This is a genomic window from Nocardioides sp. NPDC023903, from assembly GCF_040639295.1.
In the GTDB taxonomy this organism is placed as follows: domain Bacteria; phylum Actinomycetota; class Actinomycetes; order Propionibacteriales; family Nocardioidaceae; genus Nocardioides.
This window is the reverse complement of record NZ_JBEZZS010000013.1, coordinates 28,435-49,371: the sequence shown is the minus strand read 5'-3', so window position 1 is coordinate 49,371 and position 20,937 is coordinate 28,435. Positions and strand designations below refer to the sequence as shown.

Here is a 20,937-nt window from a genome sequence, read left to right as displayed (position 1 = left end):
CAGAGCAGTCAGGTCGCCTGCGCGATCCACTCGCGCAGGCGACCTGCCTCGCCCGGCAGCAGCGACAGGTCGTCGTCGGGCAGGAACTCCAGCAGTACGTCCGTCGGTCGCCCGGTGGTGGCGAGCATCTCCAGCACCGGTGGCCACAGGTCGGCGCGGCCTGCCAACGGCAGCCGCTCGAGATCCGGCCACCAGGAGAACGCGTGCACCGCACGTACGTGGGGGAGCAGCCGGGCCAGGCCGGCCAGGGCCACTTCTGCCGGCTCGCCCACCCGGGGCTGCCAGTAGGTGCCGACGTTCGGCCGGTCCACCTCGGCGAGGAGGTCGAGGGTGGACTCGACCGTGTCCGCCAAGGTCCGGTCATGGTGCTCGAAGGCGAGCTCGAGGCCGTGTCCGCCGGCCTCGTCGGCCAGCCGCTGTACGCGACGTACGACCTCGGCGCGCTCGGTGGGGGAAGCCTCGGCCGAGCCGGTGGTGCCGGCCCAGATGCGTAGGCGTGTGCAACCCAGCGCCAGGGCCGCGCCGATCAGCGCGGCCCCGTCGTCGTCCGCCGGCGCCCGCCAGTAGGTGCCATAGGAGGCGACGGCCAGCCCGGTAGCGGCGGTCGCGTCCGCCAGGCCGCGCAGGTCGCCGGCCGGCGGGGCGTGGACGTCCGCGCCCCACTCGATGGAGGCCAGACCGGCCTTCGCGGCGGCCTCGAGCACCCCGTCCGTCGAAAGATGACGGGCGGTGACCGAGCACAACCCGGGGCGCAGCAGCGGCTGGCCGCTGGGCGTGCTCAGAGCGTGCCCCGGTAGGTCGTGCCCAGCGCGGAGACGTCCGTCGGGCGATCGGAGGCGTCCACGCGACGCATGCCGTCGTTGGTCTCGAGGAAGAGCGGCGCCTCGGGGTAGCGCAGCTCGTCGTCGAGCGGCACCTTGTCGGTCCACGCGAAGAAGTCGCGCCCGAACACCGCCCGGTCCTTGCGGCCGTAGAGGTGCAGGTCGCCTGCGGTCAGCGGGCTGCGGATGCACCAGTGAGCGCCGTACTCGGCCCATACCGCCCGGTTGGTCATCAGCACCGACTGGCGCTCGTCGGGCGTGAGCACCGTCTTCCAGAAGTCGGGGCCCGGGTCCTCGACGTCGTCGGCGAGGAACACCAGGTCGTGGGCGTGCCACGCCGTGCTCGGCGCGACGTCGGCCTCGGTGCCCCAGTGGGTCGCCGAGGCGAAGTAGCCGGCCGGGGCCTGATAGTGCGCGTACGTCGCCCGACAACGCGCCATGAACTCCTCGAGCTCGGCGTCGGGGCGCACCCGGCACACCTCGCGGATGCCGTGCAGCGACAGACCCATGCCCGCGATCAGCATGGGGGTGTCGCTCTTCAGGGTCGTGCTGGGCGCGACGTACCAGTAGCGGTGGAAGCGGGTCTGGTCGTCCGCGTCGGTCCACGCCGAGCGGGCTACGTGGCGGCACAGCCGGACCGCCTCGTCGAGGTAGCGCTGCTCGCCCAGGCGCAGGTGGCCGAGCAGCAGCGGCATGATCATCAGGCCGTAGTACTCCGCGGGCTCGAGGATCCCGCCGGTGACCCGGTCCTCGGCTTGTCGCCACGTGCCCGAGGAGTCGGCGTCCGGGACTCCGGGCTCGTGGTGGCGGGCGATGAGGACGTCGAGGTCCTCGCCGATCTCGGCCAGGCCGCTGTCGTCGCCGGTCACCTCGGACAGCAGCAGCTTGACCCACACCCGGGCGTACTCCTGGTTGCAGGTGCCGTCCTCGGCCGGGCGGCCGCCGCCGAAGGAGTGGAGGGCGACCAGGTTGCGGCGCACCACGTCGACGATGCGGTCGGCCTCGGCGTCGTCGAGCAGGTGCCGGGCGTGCTTGAGCCCGAGGAGCAGGCCGATGCTGCCGGCGGCGTTGTGGATCAGGCCGGTCGTGGCCGACTCCCCGACTTGGAAGCCGACGTGCTTGTACTGGTCGTCGTCCTGCAGGGCGCTGCTCTGGAAGCGCATCATCCGGCGCCATACCTCGGCGGCCCGGTCATCGGGCTGTGCGGCGAGGAGCTGCGCGACGGCGCCGAGCGCCGGCGCGGAGAAGGCGGCGTGGCCGCTGGTCCAGTCGAGGAAGGTCGCGGGGTTCGTGCCCCACACGCTGTGGTTGTGGAAGCCGTTGATCGCCCCTTCATCGGTGACCCACGTCAGGAACCAGCGGGTGAGGTGGGTGAGGTCGGGCGCAGTGGTGGGGGTCGTCACGTCGGTCTCCGGTTTCAAGGTGTCGGTCATGCGCTGGTGGCCAGGCTGGTGGGGTCGACCGGGCGCAGCGGCGGCCGGCCCTCGATCAGGGCGCGCACCTCGTCGACGGCGCCGCGGCCCAGGCGGAGCAGCTCACCGCCCTGCGAGCCGGCGATGTGCGGGGTCAGGGTGACGTTGGACAGGCTCCACATCGGATCATCGGCGGGGAGTGGCTCGGGCTCGGTCACGTCGAGAACCGCGCGCAGCCGGCCCGAGACCAGCTCGGCGCGGAGCGCGTCGTGGTCGACGATGCCTCCGCGAGCGGTGTTGATCAGCGTCGCGCCGTCGCCCATGAGCCCGAGCAGGCGGGTGTCGACGAGGTGCTGGGTCTGCGGCAGCAGCGGTGCATGGAGCGAGACGACGCGCGAGCGCGCGAAGAGCTGGTCGAGATCCACGAGCTCTGCACCCAGCTCGGCGGCGCGTGCTGCGTCGATCGTCGGGTCGCTGACCAGAACGGTGAGGTCGAATGGGTCGAGCAGCTCGATCAGGGCACGGCCGGTGGCGGATGCGCCCAGCACGCCGATGGTCGTGCCGTACGCACCGTCGATGGTGTCGTCGACAGTGAGATCGGGAGCCGCCCGCTCGACGCGGAACCGCTCGGTCAGCGGAAGGACCGACTTCGTCGCCCACAGCACCGCGGCCAGGGCGTATTCGGCGACCGGTTGGGCGTTGGGTTCCACGCCGCAGGTGACCCGGAGTTCACGCTCCCAGGCCGCCGGGGTGAGGAAGTACTTCACCGAGCTCGCGGCATGGACGACGGCACGCAGCCGGGGCATCCGGGCGAGCGCCGAGGCGTCGATGGTCGGCGTGCCCCAGGCGGTGACGAGCACCTCCACATCGGCGGCACGCGGGTCGTCGTACGACGTCAGTACGAGGTCGGGATCGATGTCCACGAGCTCGCCCAACTCGGCCAAGAGGGGCGCATCGAAGAACCGATGCTGAAGATGGGGAGTCATCGCAAAAGCGGCGCGCACGAGGCGGATCCTCTCGGTCATCGAGGCTGTCGGGGCCGTTTCGGAAACGGCGAGATCTGGGCTTGCCCATTTAAACATAAGATGTGTTATCTTCGTCACGTTGGCGCCCGGGATAGCGCTTTCCTCACTCCGGTGGTCGGCAGTCCGAATCGCCAGAGTCCACGCGTACAACCTCCGTCGGATGAAGATCGACGGACGACGAAACGGAGATTCCTGTGGAGACACGACGCTTGTGGAGGGCGGGTGCTGTCGCAGCGGCTCTGCTTCCCCTGATCGCGACCGCGGCCTGCGGAGGCAACGGTGCCGCCAGCGACGACAGCAAGGAGGTGCGGGTGCTGGTCAACCTGACCGACAACCTCACCAAAGACTTCTGGAACGACCTGGTGAAGCCCTTCGAGGACGAGACCGGCATCGACGTCAAGATCGAGGGCCCGACCGGCACCAACGTGAGCGAGACCTTCAGCTCTCAGCTCGCGGCGGGCACCGCTCCCGACGTGGTCCAGTCGATCTTCCCGGACGACCAGATCGCTCCTGAGGTCCTCGACCTCTCCGACGAGAGCTGGGTCGAGGACACTCCGATGGTCGACACCTACGCCATCGACGGCAAGCGACTGGTCGCCGGTGTCGGCTCCCAGGCGCAGTCGCTCGTCTACTACAACAAGGCCGCCTTCGAGAAGGCCGGCATCAAGGCCACGCCGCAGACCTGGGACGAGTTCGACGCCGCGCTCGGCAAGCTCGCCGCCGCCGGCTACACCCCGCTCCAGACCGCGGGCCAGTGGGAGACCGGCCTCCAGCTCCAGCAGCTGTGGCACCCCACCCTCAACACCGATCAGCCCGAGTGGCAGACGGCCGTCGCCGACGGCAAGCTGACCCTCGGTGACGCCTTCGAGCCGATGTTCGAGCACTACGCCACCTGGCTGGGTGACGGCTACATCAAGAAGACCGATGTCGGCCTCGACCCGACCACGGCCGACGCCAACTTCATGGAAGGCAAGGTCGGGATGTACCCGCTCGGGAGCTGGCTCGTCGCCAGCCTGGACAACGCCGGCGAGCTCCCCTTCGAGGTGGGTGTCTTCTCCCCGCCGGTGGACAAGGGCATGGCCTACCCCGGCCCGCAGGGCGCCACCATGGCCAGCCCCTACATGGTCTACGGCGGTAGCGAGCACTCCGACGAAGCCCTCCAGCTCGTCGAGTACCTCGTGACCGACCAGGCCGCGATCGAGAGCCAGCTGACCGCCGACGGCGTGTTCCGTGCCGGAGCCTCCGTCGAGCAGTCCCCGGTCGCGACGGAGATCCAGGCGATCATCGACGAGGCACCCGAGCTGGTGGCGGTGGGCGAGGGCGCGGGCGACATCCGCCTGCCCGTCGTGGGCCTCAACGACAAGTTCACCGAGATCGTGCAGAGCCTCTACACCGGAACCAGCCCCGAGGACGCCGCGAAGGCACTCGACGACTGGGCCGAGCAGAATGGCTGACCCCTCGAGGCCACGACGAGGAGAACGATGATGGCTCTCATGAGCGCCAGCAACACCGACACCCCTCCCGCGGCAGTGGACCTGCCGCGGGAGGGAGGGGCCCCGCCTCGCCGGGCGATCGGCCGGTCATCCGGTTCCCGTCCGCGCACCTCGCGGTGGGTGGAGGCCTCGATGGTGCTGCCCGCGCTGGTGGTCTTCGTCGGCCTCCTCGTCGTGCCCGTCGGGTACGCCGTCTACTACAGCTTCACCGACTACAACGGCTTCCCGACACAGACCCCGGAGATCGTCGGCTTCGACAACTACGTCAGGCTCTTCCAGTCCACTGACGTCCGAGGCTCCATGGTCGTAACCGCGATCGTCGCGGTCGCGGGCTCGATGGTGATCAACGCCGCGGCGCTCGGCCTGGCTCTCCTGCTGTGGCGCACCACGCGCTTCACCGCGTTCGCCCGGGTGGTCATGTTCTACCCGCACGTGCTCAGCCTGATCGTGGTCGGCTTCCTCTGGTCGGCGATCCTGGGCCCGCAGGGCGCCGTCAACTCGCTGCTGGAGAACTTGGGCAGCAGCCCGCTCCCGTTCCTCAGCGACGAGACCTGGGCGCTCGCCACCCTGATCCTCGTCATCGCCTGGGCGCAGTTCGGCGTCCAGCTGCTCATCTATCTCGCCGGCCTCCAAGCCGTGCCCGCCGAGCTCCTGGAGGCCTCGCGCATGGACGGTGCCAACCGCTGGCAGACCTTCCGCCACGTCACCTGGCCTGCTCTCGCGCCGTCGGTGACGGTTGCCCTGATCACCTCGATGATCTCGTTGCTCAAGACCTACGACGTCGTCGTCTCCCTGACCGGTGGTGGGCCGGCAGGCTCCACGAAGACCTTCGCCTACCAGATCCTCGCCGTGGAGTTCCCCAAGCGGCAGGTCGGGCTGGCCTCGGCTGAAGCCGTGGTCCTCATCCTGGTCGCTGCAATCCTCGCGTTCGGCGTACTCGCGCTGCGACGCCGTCACGACCAGGGGGTCCAGGAATGAGCGCCCTGCGAGCACTCACGAGTCGCCGGAGCCCGATCGGCGAGCGTCGTACGCCGGGCTGGTACGCCGCGGTCACCGCGCTGTGCCTGTTCATGCTGGTGCCGATGTACCTCCTGGTCGTCAACGCGTTCAAGGACCAGCGCGACATCGTCAGCAGGCCCTTCTCGCTGTCGCCTGGCCAGTTCACGCTCGAGCATCTCGTCGCGGCCTGGAACAACCCCGACTTCGACATCGCGTTCGGCTACGCCGTGACGATCGGGCTGGTCGTCTGCGTCAACGTCGTCTCCATCGGCGTGTGCGCGCCCGCGGCGTACGTCATCGCGCGCTCGCCACGCCCGGTGTTCGGTGCGGCGCTTCTGTTCTTCATCTCGGGAATGTTCATCCCGACCCAGGTGATCCTGGTGCCGGTGATCTTCGTGCTCCGGGCCCTCGGGCTGATGTCGACGTTCCCCGGCCTGGTGCTCTTCATGGCCTCGGCGACGGTGCCGTTCACGATCTTCGTCTTCACCGGGTTCATCCGGATGCTGCCCGCCTCGCTCGACGAGGCCGCGGCGATCGACGGCGCCGGCCCCTACCGGACGTTGTGGACGATCATCCTGCCGCTCATGAAGCCGATCCTGGCGACCGTGTTCATCCTGAACACGTTGAGCGTGTGGAACGACTTCGCCAGCCCGCAGCTCATCCTGGGGCCCGGCTCGGGCCTCTACACGGTCACCACCGGTGTCTACGCCTCGGTGGGGGAGTACTCCGCCGACTACACGCAGGTGTTCCCCACTCTGCTGCTCGCGGTGCTGCCCATCCTGGTGATCTTCGTGCTCACACAGCGCTGGGTGATGAGCGGCCTGGCCGCCGGAGCGGTCAAGGGGTGAGGTGTGGGCGGCCAGATGGCCGCCCACACGTGGGTTCAGCCCTCGCGGTTGCCGGCCTCGGGCAACGGCAGCCTGCGGCGGCGCCACGCCTCGAGAATGTGGTTGTTCATCGCGTCCTGCGCCCGGACGGGGTCGCCCTCGGAGATCGCGGCGTGCACGGCCTCGTGCTCACGCAGGGTCACCGCGAACGCGTCGGGAGTGTCGACCCCGTGGTAGCGCGAGCTCTCCAGGGCATGGTCCATGAGCGTACGAGCGATGTTGCCGGCGAGCCGGTTGCGGGACAGCTCCATGACGGTCTCGTGGAAGGCCACGTCGGCGGCGCGGAAGACGTCCTCGTCGGCGGTGCTCTCCCGCATCCGCTGCATCGCCTGGTCGAGCTCGGCGATCTGGTCGTCCGATCGCCGCTGGGCGGCCTCTGCCGCCATCACGGACTCGAGCTGGGCGCGTACGACACTGAGCTCGTCGAGGATGCCCAGCGTCTCGTCGTGCTTGATCAAGGCAGTGAGGACCACTCGGTCCATCGTGTTCCACGCCGTCATCGGGCGGACCTCGGTGCCGCGACCGCGCGCGATCGTGACCAGGCCCTTCTCCTCGATGCGCTTCACGGACTCGCGGACGACGGTGCGACTCACGCCGAACTGCTCGCTGAGCGGTCCTTCGGGCGGCAGCGCGTCGCCCGGAGCCAGACGCCCGGAGACGATCGCGTCCACGAGCTCGTCCACGACGACCACTCCGAGCATCGGCTGCCGGTCACGCGGCTGAGAGAGGACCGTGGTGGTCCGGGTAAGCGGTTGCGGCATACCCGGAAGTGTAGGACATCGTACGTCGCCGAGCGCATGCATTGGACGTGCGGCGTGGCCGGGCGCGACATCTCATCATCCAGGCAGGTCTTGACACGTCATATGTCTGACATCACGCTAGTGGCGTGGCGTATGTCACACGGAGCTCGTCTCGGAGGCCGCACGGCCACCCTCGGGTGGTTCTTCTGCCTCTCGCCGGGCGCTCCGCCCCCATAGAGAAGGGAACGGACCATGCAGCAACCAAGGACGCGCCGTCTCGGCGCGCTGGCCGCGGCAGCCGTCGTCGCGGTCACCGGCTTCGCGGTCACCACAGAAACCGCCGACGCGGCGGGAGGAAAGTGCAAGACCCTCTGGGTCTCGCCCGAGGGAAGCGACGAAGCCGCCGGCTCGGAGGCGGCGCCGTTCGCGACCCCGGAGCGTGCCCGTGACGAGATCCGCGACAAGAAGCTCAATGACAACATGGGTTGCGACGTCACGGTCAACGTCCGGGCCGGTGAGTACCAGGTCGACTCGACGCTCGAGCTCGACGACCGCGACAGCGGCAGCAACGGCCACGACGTGGTGTACCGGTCGGTCGACGGACCGGGCAAGGCGGTTCTGACCGGCGCGAAGGAGCTGACCGGCTGGGAGCCGTTCCGTGACGGGATCTACAAGACCAAGGTCGAGCCGGGGCAGCGGTTCTACACGCTGTTCGAGGACGGCGCGCGAGCCGAGGTCGCCCGCTATCCCAACCGTGGGTCGGTGGACTCGCACGGGCCGTACCTCTTCTCCAAGCTCGGCGAGCCCGAGAAGGAGGCTGTGCGGCAGTGGCTGTACTGGGAGGAAGGTGACTGGGACCCGGCGTGGGACGACACCCCGACCAGCAACCCCCTGGCCAACGCCCAGGTGACCGTGTGGTCCGGTGGCTCCTGGAGCTGGTTCACCGACACCGTGCCGCTCGGTGGGGCCGACTACCGCAAGGGCTTCACCACGCTGAAGTACTGGACCCGCTACGCGCTGGTCAACAGCGGTGGCGGCTCGCGCTACTTCATCCAGAACGCCCTTCCGTTCCTGGATCAGGCGGGCGAGTACTACTTCGACTACGCCAACAACGAGATCTACTACAAGCCGAAGGGCGACATCAGCAAGGTGCGGATCATGGCGCCGACGGTGAAGAAGCTGATCGACGTGAAGGGCGCGACCCCGGAGCGACGCGCGCACGACATCACCTTCGACGGCATCGGGCTGCAGCACAGCGACTTCGTCGACTGGTACCGCGCGGGATGGATCTCGGCGGGCGACTCGGGTGAGCCCCACAAGTACCCCGAGTACGACCGGCAGATCGAGATGCCGCGCAACCGGTTCGGTGCGATCACGCTGGAGAACACCAAGGACGTCACGCTGACCAACCTGCATGTCTCCGACACCGGGTTCATGGGTGTCTACGCCCTGTTCGCCAACGAGGGACTGAAGGTCACCAACAGCTGGTTCGAGAACATCGGCGCGGACGCGATCAAGATCGAGGGTGGCTGGCCCGGTGAGGGCGACCTGAGCCACGGGCACACGATCTCCAACGTCTTCATCGACCACATCGGCGAGACGGTGCCCGGCGATGCTTCCGGGATCGAGCTGATGGACACCGGCAACAACCTGGTAGAGAACATCTTCGTCAACCACTCTGCGCGGTACGGCATCAGCCTGGAGTCGCGTCCGGAGGTCGTCGACGGCGAGCAGTACACCGACAACAACACCTTCCGCTACATCGAGATCCAGAACGCAGGCCTGGACTCAGGCGACATGGGCGCGTTCTACACCTACGGCGTGGCCAACCAGGATCCGCACCCGATCAAGAACAAGGTGGAGCAGATGGTGATCGGTGACGTGCTGACCGACCCCGTCGGGGAGATGCCCGACTCCGGCACGCGCGGCATCCACATGGACGCCGGCGGCTGCGGGTTCTCCTTCGCCAACATCGAGGTCGGCGAGACCACCGACCAGTCCTACCAGTCCTACCAGTGCAACGAGGTCACCAACGGCAACTGGAACGACGGGTTCGACGCCTCGAAGATGGAGTACGACAAGATCGGCATCACCTCGGAGTTCCCCTACGACGTGAGCGCCCAGATCGAGGCGGCCCGCTCCTAGGGACCCGCTGACCCGGCTTCGTGCTGGGAGCATCACCACTGCAGGCCCGGCGCATCGCGCCGGGCCTGCGGCCGTCCGGGTTGGTTCGCTCTGCCGAGACTCGAGCGGTGATAAGGTTCCCTTATGACTGGGGTGGCTGCGTACCGCCAAGCGCGACACGAGGAAGAGGTCGCGCGGCTTCGTCGTGTGCTTGCGCTGCGGGCGATGGTGGCGTCAGGCATGAGCCAGCGGGAGATCGCCGCCGAGCTCGGGGTGAGTCAGCCGGCGGTCAGTCAGCAGCTGAAGGTGGCGCAGGACCTGGCGCGGCTTCACCCTGAAGCTCTGGTCGAGGCTGCTGGACCGGTCCTCCGGAGTGTTGCCGAGGATGCGGGCTACCGCAGACTCGCGGTCTTCGGATCGGTCGCTCGTGGCGACGCACGGTTCGACTCCGACATCGACCTGGTTGTCGAGGCGCCGGAAGGGACGTCGTCCTTCGGGTTCATCCGGTTCAAGAGGGTGCTCGAGCAGATTCTTGGACGGGAGATCGACCTGGTCGACTACGGCGGCCTGAAGCCGCGGCTCGACGATGACGTACGACGCGATGCGGTGTTGCTCTGACGGAGGTCTCCTGGAACGCGACGGCGCGGCCTGAGGAGGTCTAGCCTTTGAAGATGAGGCCACCGCGCGAGTACGCCGAGGAGTCCGAGCGGCACCCGCAGCTGCCGCGGGGGTCGGAGGAACGCGTCGCGGGTTACGGCGTGATGGGGCAGACCTTCGAGTCGGGACATGTGCTGGGGCTGCGACGGTGGACGGCGTCGTCGGTGGGGGAGCAGTTCACCTCGATCTGGCACCGCGAGCCGGACGGGTCTTGGCACTTCTACGAGTCGGCGCAGCCGCAGTTCGCATGCTCGAGGTGGTTCGGACACGGCGTCCGAGAGTCTGTGGTCGTCCCGATCGACGTGACCTGGGATGGACCCACGCAGCTGCACGTGGCGGCCGAGGGACGGGCGGACTGGCGGCTCACGCTGGCGGCGTCGCCGATGACGCGAGTGATGAACGCGATGGGTGGTGGGATGCCGATGGCGGCCTGGCGCTCGACCGCGATGCTCAGGGCGATGGGTGCCATGGCGTCGGCAACCCTCGGGGTCGGCAAGGTCTCCATGACCGGGCTCACGGCGAACGGTCTCCCGTTCGACGCCAACCCGCTCCGGATCTGGCGAGTCGTCGACGCGACGGCGACGATCAACGGCATGGATGCGGGTCCGCCGGCGCCGCTGCCGCAGCAGGCGCGTCTCGGCGACTTCTGGATCCCGCAGCGCGGCATCTTCGCGATGGGCCGCGTCTTCGTCGACGCCCCCGGCTGACCCATGCGGCAGGTCCATTAGGTTGGTGACGCGTCGCGCGACGTACTCCTGCCCGAAGGGAACGGCGAGCCTTGAATATGAACGAACCAGGTGTGGATCTGAGCATCGACGGTGTGGTGGCGACGGTGCTGCTGGACCGTCCTGACGTACGCAATGCACAGCATCCGGTGATGTGGGCGGCGATCGCGGAGTTCCTCGAGTCGCTTCCGGCTGAGGTGCGGGTCGTCGTGGTGCGCGGGGCGGGCGGCACGTTCTCCGCGGGGCTGGACCTGTCACTGGTCGACCCGGGGCAGACCGAGGTGGCGGGGAGTCTGGTCGCGACGCTGGCGCGGAGCGATCAGGAGGTCATCGACCTGATCGGTGAGTATCAGCGGCCGTTCGTGGCACTGGCCGACCCGAGGTTCATCTCGATCGCCGTCGTCGAGGGGCACGCGATCGGGGCCGGTTTCCAGATGGCGCTGGCGTGCGACCTGCGGATCATGGCCGACGACGCCTGGGTCTGCATGAAGGAGCCTGCGCTGGGGCTGGTTCCAGACCTGGCCGGCACCAAGCCGCTGGTCGAGGCCGTGGGCTATTCGCGAGCGCTCGAGATCTGTGCCACCGCGCGCAAGGTGGGCGCTGAGGAGGCCGGGCGGCTCGGTCTCGCGCAGAGCGTCGTGCCGGCGGCCGAGCTGGACTCCACGCTCACCGACCTGGTCGGATCGCTCGTCGCCCACGATGCGACCGCGGTGCGGCGTACACACGAGCTCTTGGCGGCTGCGTCGAGCCGGAGCCTCGACGAGCAGCGTCTCGCCGAGCGCACCGCCCAGGTGGGTCGGCTCCGCGCCGTGCTCGGGCGCTGAGCCCGCGCCGAGCGCTGGCCGGAGCGGCCGCCTACGACACCGGCTGTCCCTGGTCGACGAAGTCGATGCCGAGGGCCAGCTGGCGCAGCCGGGTGCCGAACCAGGCGGCTGCCAGGCAGATGACGAGGTACATCGAGACCGCCTGGGTCGCGTAGTTGGGGTAATGGAGCACCCAGATCACGTGGTCGTCGGTCGAGGCCGGGTCGGCCCAGATGTAGGGCATCATCCATGTCATCGAGGCGCTCAAGGTCGAGACCGAGCGACTGGAGTCCGACGACCGCTGAGGGCGTCAGGCGGTGAAGGGTGTGGGGCCGAAGCGGCCGACGACGATGAAGAGGGCCAGGGCGAGGTAGACCACGTTGACCATGACCAGCTTTGCCTGACCGAGGCGGCCGTGGGTGATCATCGCGCCGATCATCAACGCGATCCAGCAGGCGGCGGTGATTGGCACGACGACAGGTGCGACACCGAGCACGGCGGGAAGGGTGAGCCCGATCGCCGCCAGGATCTCGAGTACGCCGAGGGTCCTGACGAAGGACGGCCTGGCGTCACGGATCCATGCGGCGCCGTCGTGCTGAGCGAGCTTCTCCAGCGGCATGAAGGTCTTGGTGATGCCCCCTGCGAGGGCGACGAGAGCCAGCAGTCCGGCGGTGATCCATAGGGCGATGTGCATCATTTCTCTCCTTGTCCGTGGGTTCACCACTGGAGACGAGACGGCGTGATGCCGTGTGACACGACGGCGCGGTTTCCGCCCCGGTCGCGGTCGGAGAGAAGGAGGTCAGTGCTGCTTCTGGGAAATCAGGGTCGCAAGCGTCCTCGCACCGGCAGCGATGTCGTGGCCCAGGCGGATCGCGGGTTCGGGGGCGTGGCTCTGCTGGGCTCCGCCGACGGCCACGACGAGCTCGGGGCGGTGCTCGTGCAGGGCGGTGATCACCTCGGCGGTGGCGATGATGTCGGCGGTGGTCGGGATCACCAGCACCGCGGCGGCGAGGGCGGGGTCGTCGACGACGCCGAGCCAGTCGTCGATCGGTAGATCGGCACCCAGGTAGTCGGTGTCCATGCCGTGTCGCCGGGCGGCGACGGCGAAGGCGAAGAGGCCGATCTCGTGGCGGGTGTTGGGTGCCGTCCCGAGGGCGATGCGGGGCCCGTGGCCATGGGCGGCCGCCGCCTCGTACGCGAGGGCGAGGCGCCGCATCACCGCGTTCGAGGCCAGATGCTCGCCGGCGATGCTGACCCGGCCGTCGGCCCAGGCGTCGCCGAGCTCCTCCAGGGCGGGGAAGACGTGCTCGGCCATCACCGTCTCGAAGCCGCCGAGGGCGAACACCTGATCCAGGGTCGCCGCCAGGTCGGTGGTGTCGAGTGCCGACGCGGCGGTCGTCAGTCGCTCCGCGAGGTCGGCGGAGGGGCCGGCTCCGTCGCCCCGTGCCTCCGTCGCGACCTCGTGAGCGGGCTGCGCGCGATCGAGCCGGATCGCCTCGGCCGCAGCCAGCCCGGCCGACCATCCCTGGTCCACGAGCTGCTTCATCGAGCGCAGCACGGCGACGTCGTGGTCGCCGTACAGGCGGTAGCCGCTCTCGGACCGGTGGGGAGCGATGACGCCGTATCGGCGCTCCCAGGCACGAAGCGTCGCGGTGGTGATGCCGACCCGCTGTGCCGCGTGCTTGATGGTGTACATCTGCTCCGCTACCGGCCCAGTCGGTCCAGGGTCGCGCGCATCTGCTCGGAGGCGGAGTCACCCAGGCGGGTGAACGCGGGGGTCAGCAGTGGGGCCACCATCCTGGCCATGCCTTTCAGCTCGAACTCGGCCACGTAACGCACAGAAGTGCCGCCCGTGGCTGTCGGTACGAAGGTCATCGTGTCATGGGCCACGACCGTCTTGTTCTCGCCACGTAGCCTGACACGCTTGCCGGGCTCGTAGACCTCGACCACGTAGGTGAGATCGGTGTTGCGCCCGAGGAAGCGAGACGTGTTCGCGTACGCCGTCCCGACCCCGCCGTTCCCGGAGATGCGGTCGGTGCGCACCGTGCCCGGATCCCACTCCTCGGTGTTGGTGAAGTCGGCCAGGAAGTCGAACACCTCAGCGGTCGGTGCGGAGGTCTCCACGGTTCGATCGATCTTCATCATCGTGCCCCTTTCAAACCTTTGACATACCTTGTACAAACATTGTACGTTCGATCTCCGAAAGTAGCCAGCGGCAATGCCGTTGCCTGACGAGGGAGTTCCCATGAGCCGAGCGGCGCACACCCGGCGGCCGACGGTTGCCGTGATCGGTGGCGGAGTCTCCGGGCTGACCGCGGCGTACCTCCTCGGCCGCAGCCATGACGTCACGCTCTTCGAGGCCGAGCGGAGGCTCGGTGGCCACGCGCACACCCACGAGGTCCCGACCGCGTCGGGAGCCGTCCTCCGCGTGGACAGCGGCTTCATCGTGATGAACGAGCGCACCTACCCGAACCTGCTCCGCCTCTTCGCCGAGCTCGGCGTCGAGACCCGGCCGACCGAGATGAGCATGAGCATCGTCTGCGACGACTGCGGCCTGTCGTACGCCGGTGGCAAGGGCCTGGGCGGCATCCTCGCCGACCCGCGTCGCATCGGTGACCCGCGCTTCCTGCGCATGCTGGCGCACGTGCCGCGGTTCCACCGTCGTGCCCGCCGTCTGCTCGAGACCGACAGCGATCTGACGTGGGGGCAGTTCCTCGACGAGGGCGGCTTCAGCGACTACTTCGTCCAGCACTTCGCCGTGCCTCTGGTCTCCTGCGTCTGGTCGTGCGGTGACGACGACGCCACCGCCTACCCGGCTCGACACCTGTTCGCCTTCCTCGACCACCACGGGATGCTTCAGGTCACCGGGTCGCCCACGTGGCGCACGGTCGTGGGCGGCTCCCGTGCCTATGTGGACAGGATCGCGGAGCGGGTGGGCGAGGTCCGTGCCGGCGAACCGGTGACCGCCGTGGAGCGGTACGCCGACGGGGTCGAGGTGCGCACCGAGGCCGGGTCCAGGCACTTCGACCGCGTGGTCCTGGCGACCCACGCCGACCAGGCATTGAGGCTCCTGGCCGATGCGACCCCGGAGGAGAAGTCGGACCTGGCCGCGATCGGATACTCGCGCAACGAGACCTGGCTGCACCGCGACGCCGCTCTGCTGCCGGCCTCGCCCCGTGCCCGGGCGTCCTGGAACTATCGCCTCGCCTCGTGCGGCGGTGGCGCCGACAAGGTGGTCGTCAGCTACTGGATGAACAGGCTCCAGGGCCTCGACGACCAGGACGAGCACGTGGTGACGCTCAACGCCACCGAGCACGTCGACCCGGCCAAGGTCACCGCACGGATGAGCTATGAGCACCCGGTCTTCACCACCGAGGCGGTCGCGGCAGCGGCCCGGCTGCGTACGGCCGGCGGACCTCGCCTGGCCTTCGCCGGCGCCCACCTCGGCTGGGGCTTCCACGAGGACGGCTGCCGCTCCGGCGTCGAGGCCGCAGAGTCGTTCGGGGTGACGTGGTGATCCCGTCACCGCTCTTTCCCGAGGTGCCCGCGCTGGTCGTCGGTCATGTCAGCCACACCCGCGAGAGGCCGCTGCGGCACGCGTTCCGCCACCGCAGCTACCAGTGGCTCATCGACGTCGACGATCTGCCTCTTCTCCCGCTCTGGCTGCGTCCCCTGGCCGGGTTCCGGGCCGAGGACCATCTCGACGGGGGCTCGTCGGGAGCTGGTGTCCGTGGCGATCTCGGCGTGTTCCTCGCCGGCCGCGGCGTCGACCTCGCACCGACCGATCGGGTGCTGATGCTGGCGAACGCCCGCGTCCTGGGCCACGTCTTCGACCCCCTCACCGTCTTCTGGGTGCAGTCGGACGACGGTGTGCTGCGCGCGGTCGTCTTCGAGGTGCACAACACCTACGGCGGCCGCCACACCTACGTGCTCGACATCGATCGAAGCGGCCACGCCCGCGCCGACAAGGCCTTCTACGTCTCGCCGTTCAACGACATGGACGGGACCTATGACATCCGGCTCCAGGTCGACCCAGAACAGGTCTCCGTGACCGTCGGCCTCGACCGCGACGGCGCCCGCGTGCTGACCGCGACCACCCGCGGGACCCCGGAGCCCGCGACGCGTCGTGCGCTGCTGCGGGTCAGCCTCACCCACCTGCTGATGCCCCATCGGGTCAGCGCGCTCATCCGGTTCCACGGGATCCGGCTGTGGCTGCGCAGGTTGCCCATCATCCCTCGTCCAGCCACTCCTAAGGAGGTCACATCATGAGTGCAGAGCCGGTGTCGCTCGAGCTGCCGATGCAGAGGGAGCCCGCGGCCGCGGCGAGCCTACGAGCCGGCGTCGCCAAGCAGATTCTGCGCCTGGTGACCCGGCAGGTCCCGGTGGACGTCGTGCTCCCGGACGGCGCTCTGCTCAACCGCCGAGGCGGCTCGCGTACGGAGGGGCGGCCGGGCATCGTCCTGCAGCGCCCGGAGTCGCTCTTCGGCCGGCTCGCGGAGAACCCGAAGATCGGTCTCGGTGAGGCGTACACGGCCGGAGACTGGCACGCGGCCGAGGGCACTGACCTCGCGGACGCGCTGGCGCCGTACGCCGCACGCCTCTCCGGGCTGGTGCCCGGCTGGATGCTGCGGCTGAGCCGTCTGGTCGACCTGCCGATCCCCGCCGACCAGCGCGGCGCGGTGGAGCACACCCAGGAGAACATCTCCGCCCACTATGACCTGGGGAACGACATGTTCGCCGCGTTCCTCGACCCCAGCCTCAGCTACAGCTCGGCGCTGTTCGACCGCACTCGTCCGGTGGTCGAGCAAAACCTGCAGGAGGCACAGCTCCGCAAGGTCAACGCGGCTCTCGACCTGGCGGGCGTCGGTGCCGGTGACGACGTGCTGGAGATCGGTACAGGGTGGGGGACCCTCGCGATCGAGGCAGCACGCCGCGGCGCCCGGGTCACCACCATCACGCTGTCGGTCGAGCAGGCGGCGCTGGCCAGGGAGCGGATCGAGGACGCTGGATACGCCGACCGGGTCGAGGTCCTGGTGCAGGACTACCGACACGTCGCCGGCACCTTCGACGCCGTCGTCAGCATCGAGATGATCGAGGCGGTCGGCGAGCGCTACTGGCCCGACTACTTCGCCGCCCTGTCCCGTCTGGTCCGTCCCGGCGGCGCCATCGCCCTGCAGGCGATCCTGATGCCGCACCAGCGCTACCTGGCGACCCGGAACTCCTACGGCTGGATCCAGAAGCACATCTTCCCGGGCGGGCTGATCCCGTCCACCACGGTCATCTCCGAGCAGGCCGGACGGGTCGGCCTGGCTGTGACCCGCACCGACAGGTTCGGCGCCGACTACGCCGAGACGCTCCGCCGCTGGCGCTCCGCCTTCCTGGCCGCGTGGCCGTCCATCCGGTCCGAGACGTTCGGCGAGGAGTTCCGTCGCACCTGGGAGTTCTACCTGGCCTACTGCGAGGCGGGCTTCCGGACCGGGGCCATCGACGTCGCCCAGATCCGCCTGGAGGCCGACGGACGGGACCGCTCATGACGACGTCGCTGATGTGGTTCCGGCGGGATCTCCGGCTGGGAGACCATCCCGCCCTGCAGGCCGCGGCCGCCGAGGGGCACGTGGTGCCGCTCTTCGTGCTCGACCCGCGCTTCTCCGGCACCGGGCTGCGGTGGGAGCGGCTGCTGGCCTCGCTCGCCGCGCTGCGCGAGGAGACGGGTGGAGCACTGGTGATCCGCCAGGGCGACCCGGCCGAGGTGGTGGCCCAGGTCGCCGCCGAGGCCGGAGCGCGCCAGGTGCACGTATCGACCGAGACGACCCCCTTCGGCCGGCGACGCGACGCGGCGGTGGAGCAGCGTCTGGCGGCCGACGACATCAGGCTGGTCGGCACCGGCAGCCCGTACGCCGTGACCCCGGGCAGGATCCGAAACGCGAGCGGGGCGCCCTACCGCGTCTTCACGCCTTTCCTGCGGGCATGGCGCGAGCACGGATGGCGGGCGCCCGCCGGTGATCCTCGGGTCGAGTGGATGGACAAGCTCGAGTCGCACCCGTTGCCCGCCCCTTCCGAGCATCTCGACCTGGAGGCCGGCGAGCGGGCGGCGCTCGACCGCTGGGAGGACTTCTGCGCTGACGACCTGGCCGGCTATGCCTCGGCCCGGGACCGGCCCGACCTCGACCGGACCAGCCGCCTCTCGACGGCCTTGAAGTACGGCGAGATCCACCCGCGTACGCTCCTCGCCGATCTGGGCGGGCATAGCACCGGTGCCTCCGGAGAGGATGTCGAGCGCTTCGTCGCCGAGCTCGCCTGGCGCGAGTTCTACGCCGACGTGCTCTGGCACGACCCCGGGTCGGCCTGGCGCGACCTGCGGGGAGGGCTGCGCGGCATGCAGTACGACGAGGACCCCGGGCTGTTGGAGGCCTGGAAGTCGGGCACGACTGGCTTCCCGTTCGTCGATGCCGGCATGCGCCAGCTGCTCGCGGAGGGCTGGATGCACAACCGGGTGCGGATGGTCGTCGCGAGCTTCCTGATCAAGGATCTGCACATCTGGTGGCCGGTCGGCGCCCGGCACTTCCTCGACCATCTCCTCGACGGCGACATGGCTTCCAACAGCCACGGCTGGCAGTGGGTGGCCGGAACCGGGACCGACGCCGCGCCCTACTTCCGGGTCTTCAACCCGGTCACCCAGGGGCTTCGGTTCGACCCGCAGGGTGACTACGTCCGGCGCTGGGTACCTGAGCTTCGCCACCTTCCTGGAGCGGCGGCCCACGAGCCGTGGCGCCACCCCGAGGGCTTTACCAACGGCTACCCTGAACGCGTCGTCGACCATGCCGAGGAGCGGCGCGAGGCGCTGGCCCGGCTGACAGAGCTGAAGGACTCGACCTTATGACTTTGTTGCGTACGACGACCCACGAGTTCCGGCACACGGTGCCGGACGCGGCCGACGTCGTCTTCGACTGGCACGGCCGACCCGGCGCGTTCCAGCGGTTGGTGCCCCCGTGGCAGCCGGTCCGGATCGCCGAGGAGGCCCAGGACCTCGCCGACGGGACGGCGGTGCTCGAGTTTCCGGCCGGCCGGCGCTGGGTGGCGCAGCACCTGCCCGAGGAATACGTCGCCGGGCACCGCTTCGCGGACCGCCTGGTCTCGCGTCCGTTCCTGGTCCCGGTGACGTGGCACCACCGGCACGACTTCGAGAGCGCCGGTGACCGCACCACCGTGGTCGACAGGGTCACGACGACCCTGCCGAAGCGGCTGCTCGAGCCGATGTTCGCCTACCGGCAGCGCCAGCTCGCCGACGACCTGGCGGCTCACCGCTCGGCTGCCGGCACACCTCGGCTCACCGTGGCGGTCACCGGCGCATCCGGCCTGGTGGGAAGCGCGGTCTCGGCCTTCCTCACCACCGGCGGACACACCGTGGTCCGCCTCGTACGCCACCCGCCGACCGCACCCGACGAGCGCGCCTGGAACCCGGACGACCCCGACCCGGCCTCGCTGGCCGGAGTCGACGCCGTCATCCACCTGGCCGGACACAGCATCGCCGGCCGCTTCACGGACAGGCACAAGGAGCTGATCCGGGACTCACGCATCGGGCCCACCCGCCTGCTTGCTCGGGCCAGCGCGGAAGCAGGAGTGGGCGTCTTCGTCTGCGCATCGGCGATCGGCATCTACGGGGCCGACCGCGGCGAGGAGGTGCTCACCGAGGACTCCACACCCGGCGACGACTTCCTTGCCGACGTCGTCCGCGACTGGGAGGAGGCGGCGCTGACTTCGGCGGATGCCGGGATGCGGGTCGTCCTGGTGCGCACCGGGATCGTGCAGAGCCCGCGAGGGGGAGCTCTGCGCCTGCAGCGGCCGCTGTTCGCCACCGGCCTCGGCGGCCCCATGGGGTCGGGGGAGCAGTGGCAGTCCTGGATCGCAATCGACGACCTCGTCGACATCTACCACCGCGCGCTGGTGGACGAGGGCCTCTCGGGCCCGGTGAACGCCGTCGCTCCGACTCCTCTGCGGCAGCGTGCCTACGCCGCCGCCCTGGGCCGGGCGTTGCATCGCCCGGCGATCCTGCCGACGCCGTCGCTCGGTCCCCGTCTGCTCCTGGGCAGGGAGGGAGCGCAGGAGGTGGCCTTCGCGAACCAGCAGGTGGTTCCGCAGCGACTCCTCGGGCTCGACCACCGCTTCCGGTTCGTGGAGGCCGAGCAGGCGCTGCGGCATGTCCTCGGGGGCGTACGCACATGAGGCACGCCGCAGCAGCTGACCAGGGTCTCGACCGTGTGCTCGACCGCACGGTCTTGCTGGGCTACTCCCGCCTCGGCTACGCGATCCGTCGCCGTCGCTGGGCCGCGGACGACCCGCGGCCCGGAGCCCTGACAGGGCGGACCGCCGTCGTCACCGGCGGCGGCAGCGGTCTCGGCGAGGCCACCGTGCTGGGCCTGGCCCGGCTCGGCGCCCGCGTCCACCTCCTCGTACGTTCGCCCGAACGCGCCGCACCCGCGGTCGCGCGGATCGAGCGGCAGCTGCGCGACGAGGGGCTCGTCGCCGAGCTTCGGACGGAGCGCTGCGACGTCTCCGATCCGGCCATGATCGACGCGTTCGCCGCAGACTTCTGCGCGCGTGACGGCGGCAGCACCGCTCTCGACGTACTCGTGCACAACGCGGGGGTAATGCCGCCCGAGCGGACCGAGTCGGTCGAGGGCCACGAGCTGTCCGTTGCCACCCATGTGCTCGGGCCGATCCGGCTGACCGAGCAGCTGCTGCCGGCCCTGCGCCGCTCGGAGCACGGCGCCAGAGTGGTCTTCGTCGCCTCGGGCGGGATGTACACGCAGCCCCTTCCTGTGGACGACCCGGAGTTCGCAGAAGGCACCTACCAGGGCGCCGTCGCCTACGCGCGGTCCAAGCGCATGCAGGTGGAGCTGGCACCGATCCTCGACCGGCGCTGGTCGCCGGATCGGATCTCCACCTTCGTCATGCACCCCGGCTGGGCGGACACACCTGGCCTCGCCCGATCGCTCCCCGCGTTCCGTACGTTCACCCGGCCGTTCCTGCGCCCGCCCGAGGCCGGCGCCGACACGGCGGTATGGCTCGCGGCCACCGAGCCTGCCCCGCCGTCCGGCACCTTCTGGCACGACCGTCAGCCGCGTCCGACGAGCTATCGGTCAGCGACCCGTCCCGGTCGCGGAGAGCCCGAGGCGCTGTGGAGATGGGCGGCGGCTGCCGCCGGCCTGGACAGGTCCTAGCTCAGATGTCACCCGAAGCACTCACCACCT

The 20,937-nt window shown here is 69.6% G+C and carries 21 protein-coding genes; 13 read left to right on the top strand and 8 right to left on the bottom strand.

The window, feature by feature from the left end; genetic code table 11:
- Window positions 1–8: 8 nt before the first annotated feature.
- From AB0F44_RS15480 to AB0F44_RS15470, 3 genes are all read right to left on the bottom strand, one after another.
- Window positions 9–704, bottom strand: coding sequence for a TIM barrel protein (locus tag AB0F44_RS15480; RefSeq protein WP_357356831.1), 696 nt, complete (start codon window positions 702–704; stop codon window positions 9–11).
- 74 nt (window positions 705–778) lie between these two features.
- Window positions 779–2,254 carry a hypothetical protein gene (locus AB0F44_RS15475; RefSeq protein WP_357356829.1) on the bottom strand — a complete coding sequence of 492 codons (1,476 nt, stop codon included), beginning with the start codon at window positions 2,252–2,254 and terminating at the stop codon, window positions 779–781.
- Window positions 2,251–3,237, bottom strand: coding sequence for a hydroxyacid dehydrogenase (locus AB0F44_RS15470; RefSeq protein ID WP_357356827.1), 987 nt, complete (start codon window positions 3,235–3,237; stop codon window positions 2,251–2,253). Before AB0F44_RS15470 ends, AB0F44_RS15475 begins: the two co-directional genes overlap by 4 nt.
- 215 nt (window positions 3,238–3,452) lie before the next feature.
- On the opposite strand from AB0F44_RS15470, the gene AB0F44_RS15465 reads away from it, so the two are divergent.
- From AB0F44_RS15465 to AB0F44_RS15455, 3 genes are read left to right on the top strand one after another with little or no spacing between them, the layout of a single operon-like run.
- Window positions 3,453–4,712, top strand: a complete 1,260-nt coding sequence (locus tag AB0F44_RS15465) for an ABC transporter substrate-binding protein (RefSeq protein ID WP_357356826.1) — start codon at window positions 3,453–3,455, stop codon at window positions 4,710–4,712.
- Between the two features lie 39 nt (window positions 4,713–4,751).
- Window positions 4,752–5,729, top strand: coding sequence for a sugar ABC transporter permease (locus AB0F44_RS15460; RefSeq protein WP_357356824.1), 978 nt, complete (start codon window positions 4,752–4,754; stop codon window positions 5,727–5,729).
- Window positions 5,726–6,598: a carbohydrate ABC transporter permease gene (locus tag AB0F44_RS15455; RefSeq protein WP_357356822.1), complete on the top strand. Its 873-nt coding sequence runs from the start codon at window positions 5,726–5,728 to the stop codon at window positions 6,596–6,598. The genes AB0F44_RS15460 and AB0F44_RS15455 overlap by 4 nt, the downstream gene beginning before the upstream one ends.
- A gap of 35 nt (window positions 6,599–6,633) precedes the next feature.
- Here AB0F44_RS15455 and AB0F44_RS15450 read toward each other — a convergent pair whose 3' ends face one another.
- Window positions 6,634–7,398: a FadR/GntR family transcriptional regulator gene (locus AB0F44_RS15450; RefSeq protein WP_357356820.1), complete on the bottom strand. Its 765-nt coding sequence runs from the start codon at window positions 7,396–7,398 to the stop codon at window positions 6,634–6,636.
- 231 nt (window positions 7,399–7,629) lie between these two features.
- Here AB0F44_RS15450 and AB0F44_RS15445 point away from each other — a divergent pair, with 231 nt between their 5' ends.
- The 4 genes from AB0F44_RS15445 (at window position 7,630) to AB0F44_RS15430 (ending at window position 11,707) form a co-directional block, all read left to right on the top strand.
- On the top strand, window positions 7,630–9,522 hold the full coding sequence (locus AB0F44_RS15445) for a right-handed parallel beta-helix repeat-containing protein (RefSeq protein ID WP_357356818.1): 1,893 nt from the start codon (window positions 7,630–7,632) through the stop codon (window positions 9,520–9,522).
- 123 nt (window positions 9,523–9,645) lie between these two features.
- Complete coding sequence (locus tag AB0F44_RS15440; RefSeq protein ID WP_357356816.1) at window positions 9,646–10,119, top strand: nucleotidyltransferase domain-containing protein; 474 nt, start codon at window positions 9,646–9,648, stop codon at window positions 10,117–10,119.
- Between the two features lie 53 nt (window positions 10,120–10,172).
- Entirely contained in the window at window positions 10,173–10,865 is a 693-nt protein-coding gene (locus tag AB0F44_RS15435; protein ID WP_357356814.1) for a hypothetical protein, read from the top strand.
- Between the two features lie 92 nt (window positions 10,866–10,957).
- Window positions 10,958–11,707 (top strand): enoyl-CoA hydratase/isomerase family protein, encoded by a 750-nt coding sequence (locus AB0F44_RS15430; RefSeq protein ID WP_357356812.1) that lies wholly within the window; start codon window positions 10,958–10,960, stop codon window positions 11,705–11,707.
- A gap of 31 nt (window positions 11,708–11,738) precedes the next feature.
- Here AB0F44_RS15430 and AB0F44_RS15425 read toward each other — a convergent pair whose 3' ends face one another.
- The 4 genes from AB0F44_RS15425 to AB0F44_RS15410 form a co-directional block, all read right to left on the bottom strand.
- Window positions 11,739–11,933: a hypothetical protein gene (locus tag AB0F44_RS15425; RefSeq protein ID WP_357356810.1), complete on the bottom strand. Its 195-nt coding sequence runs from the start codon at window positions 11,931–11,933 to the stop codon at window positions 11,739–11,741.
- A gap of 63 nt (window positions 11,934–11,996) precedes the next feature.
- Window positions 11,997–12,380, bottom strand: coding sequence for a DoxX family protein (locus AB0F44_RS15420; RefSeq protein WP_357356808.1), 384 nt, complete (start codon window positions 12,378–12,380; stop codon window positions 11,997–11,999).
- 105 nt (window positions 12,381–12,485) lie between these two features.
- On the bottom strand, window positions 12,486–13,382 hold the full coding sequence (locus AB0F44_RS15415; protein ID WP_357356806.1) for a MerR family transcriptional regulator: 897 nt from the start codon (window positions 13,380–13,382) through the stop codon (window positions 12,486–12,488).
- Between the two features lie 8 nt (window positions 13,383–13,390).
- On the bottom strand, window positions 13,391–13,828 hold the full coding sequence (locus AB0F44_RS15410; protein WP_357356805.1) for an SRPBCC family protein: 438 nt from the start codon (window positions 13,826–13,828) through the stop codon (window positions 13,391–13,393).
- A 103-nt stretch (window positions 13,829–13,931) separates the two neighbouring features.
- On the opposite strand from AB0F44_RS15410, the gene AB0F44_RS15405 reads away from it, so the two are divergent.
- From AB0F44_RS15405 to AB0F44_RS15380, 6 genes are read left to right on the top strand one after another with little or no spacing between them, the layout of a single operon-like run.
- Window positions 13,932–15,203 carry an FAD-dependent oxidoreductase gene (locus AB0F44_RS15405; RefSeq protein ID WP_357356803.1) on the top strand — a complete coding sequence of 424 codons (1,272 nt, stop codon included), beginning with the start codon at window positions 13,932–13,934 and terminating at the stop codon, window positions 15,201–15,203.
- Window positions 15,200–15,955, top strand: coding sequence for a DUF1365 domain-containing protein (locus AB0F44_RS15400; protein ID WP_357356801.1), 756 nt, complete (start codon window positions 15,200–15,202; stop codon window positions 15,953–15,955). The genes AB0F44_RS15405 and AB0F44_RS15400 overlap by 4 nt, the downstream gene beginning before the upstream one ends.
- Window positions 15,952–17,220: a cyclopropane-fatty-acyl-phospholipid synthase family protein gene (locus AB0F44_RS15395; protein ID WP_357356799.1), complete on the top strand. Its 1,269-nt coding sequence runs from the start codon at window positions 15,952–15,954 to the stop codon at window positions 17,218–17,220. Before AB0F44_RS15400 ends, AB0F44_RS15395 begins: the two co-directional genes overlap by 4 nt.
- The gene (locus AB0F44_RS15390; RefSeq protein ID WP_357356797.1) at window positions 17,217–18,566 is read left to right on the top strand and encodes a deoxyribodipyrimidine photo-lyase; all 1,350 of its coding nucleotides are present in this window, start codon (window positions 17,217–17,219) and stop codon (window positions 18,564–18,566) included. Before AB0F44_RS15395 ends, AB0F44_RS15390 begins: the two co-directional genes overlap by 4 nt.
- Window positions 18,563–19,909: a TIGR01777 family oxidoreductase gene (locus AB0F44_RS15385; protein ID WP_357356795.1), complete on the top strand. Its 1,347-nt coding sequence runs from the start codon at window positions 18,563–18,565 to the stop codon at window positions 19,907–19,909. The genes AB0F44_RS15390 and AB0F44_RS15385 overlap by 4 nt, the downstream gene beginning before the upstream one ends.
- The gene (locus AB0F44_RS15380) at window positions 19,906–20,907 is read left to right on the top strand and encodes an SDR family NAD(P)-dependent oxidoreductase (protein ID WP_357356793.1); all 1,002 of its coding nucleotides are present in this window, start codon (window positions 19,906–19,908) and stop codon (window positions 20,905–20,907) included. Before AB0F44_RS15385 ends, AB0F44_RS15380 begins: the two co-directional genes overlap by 4 nt.
- The last annotated feature ends 30 nt before the right edge of the window (window positions 20,908–20,937 follow it).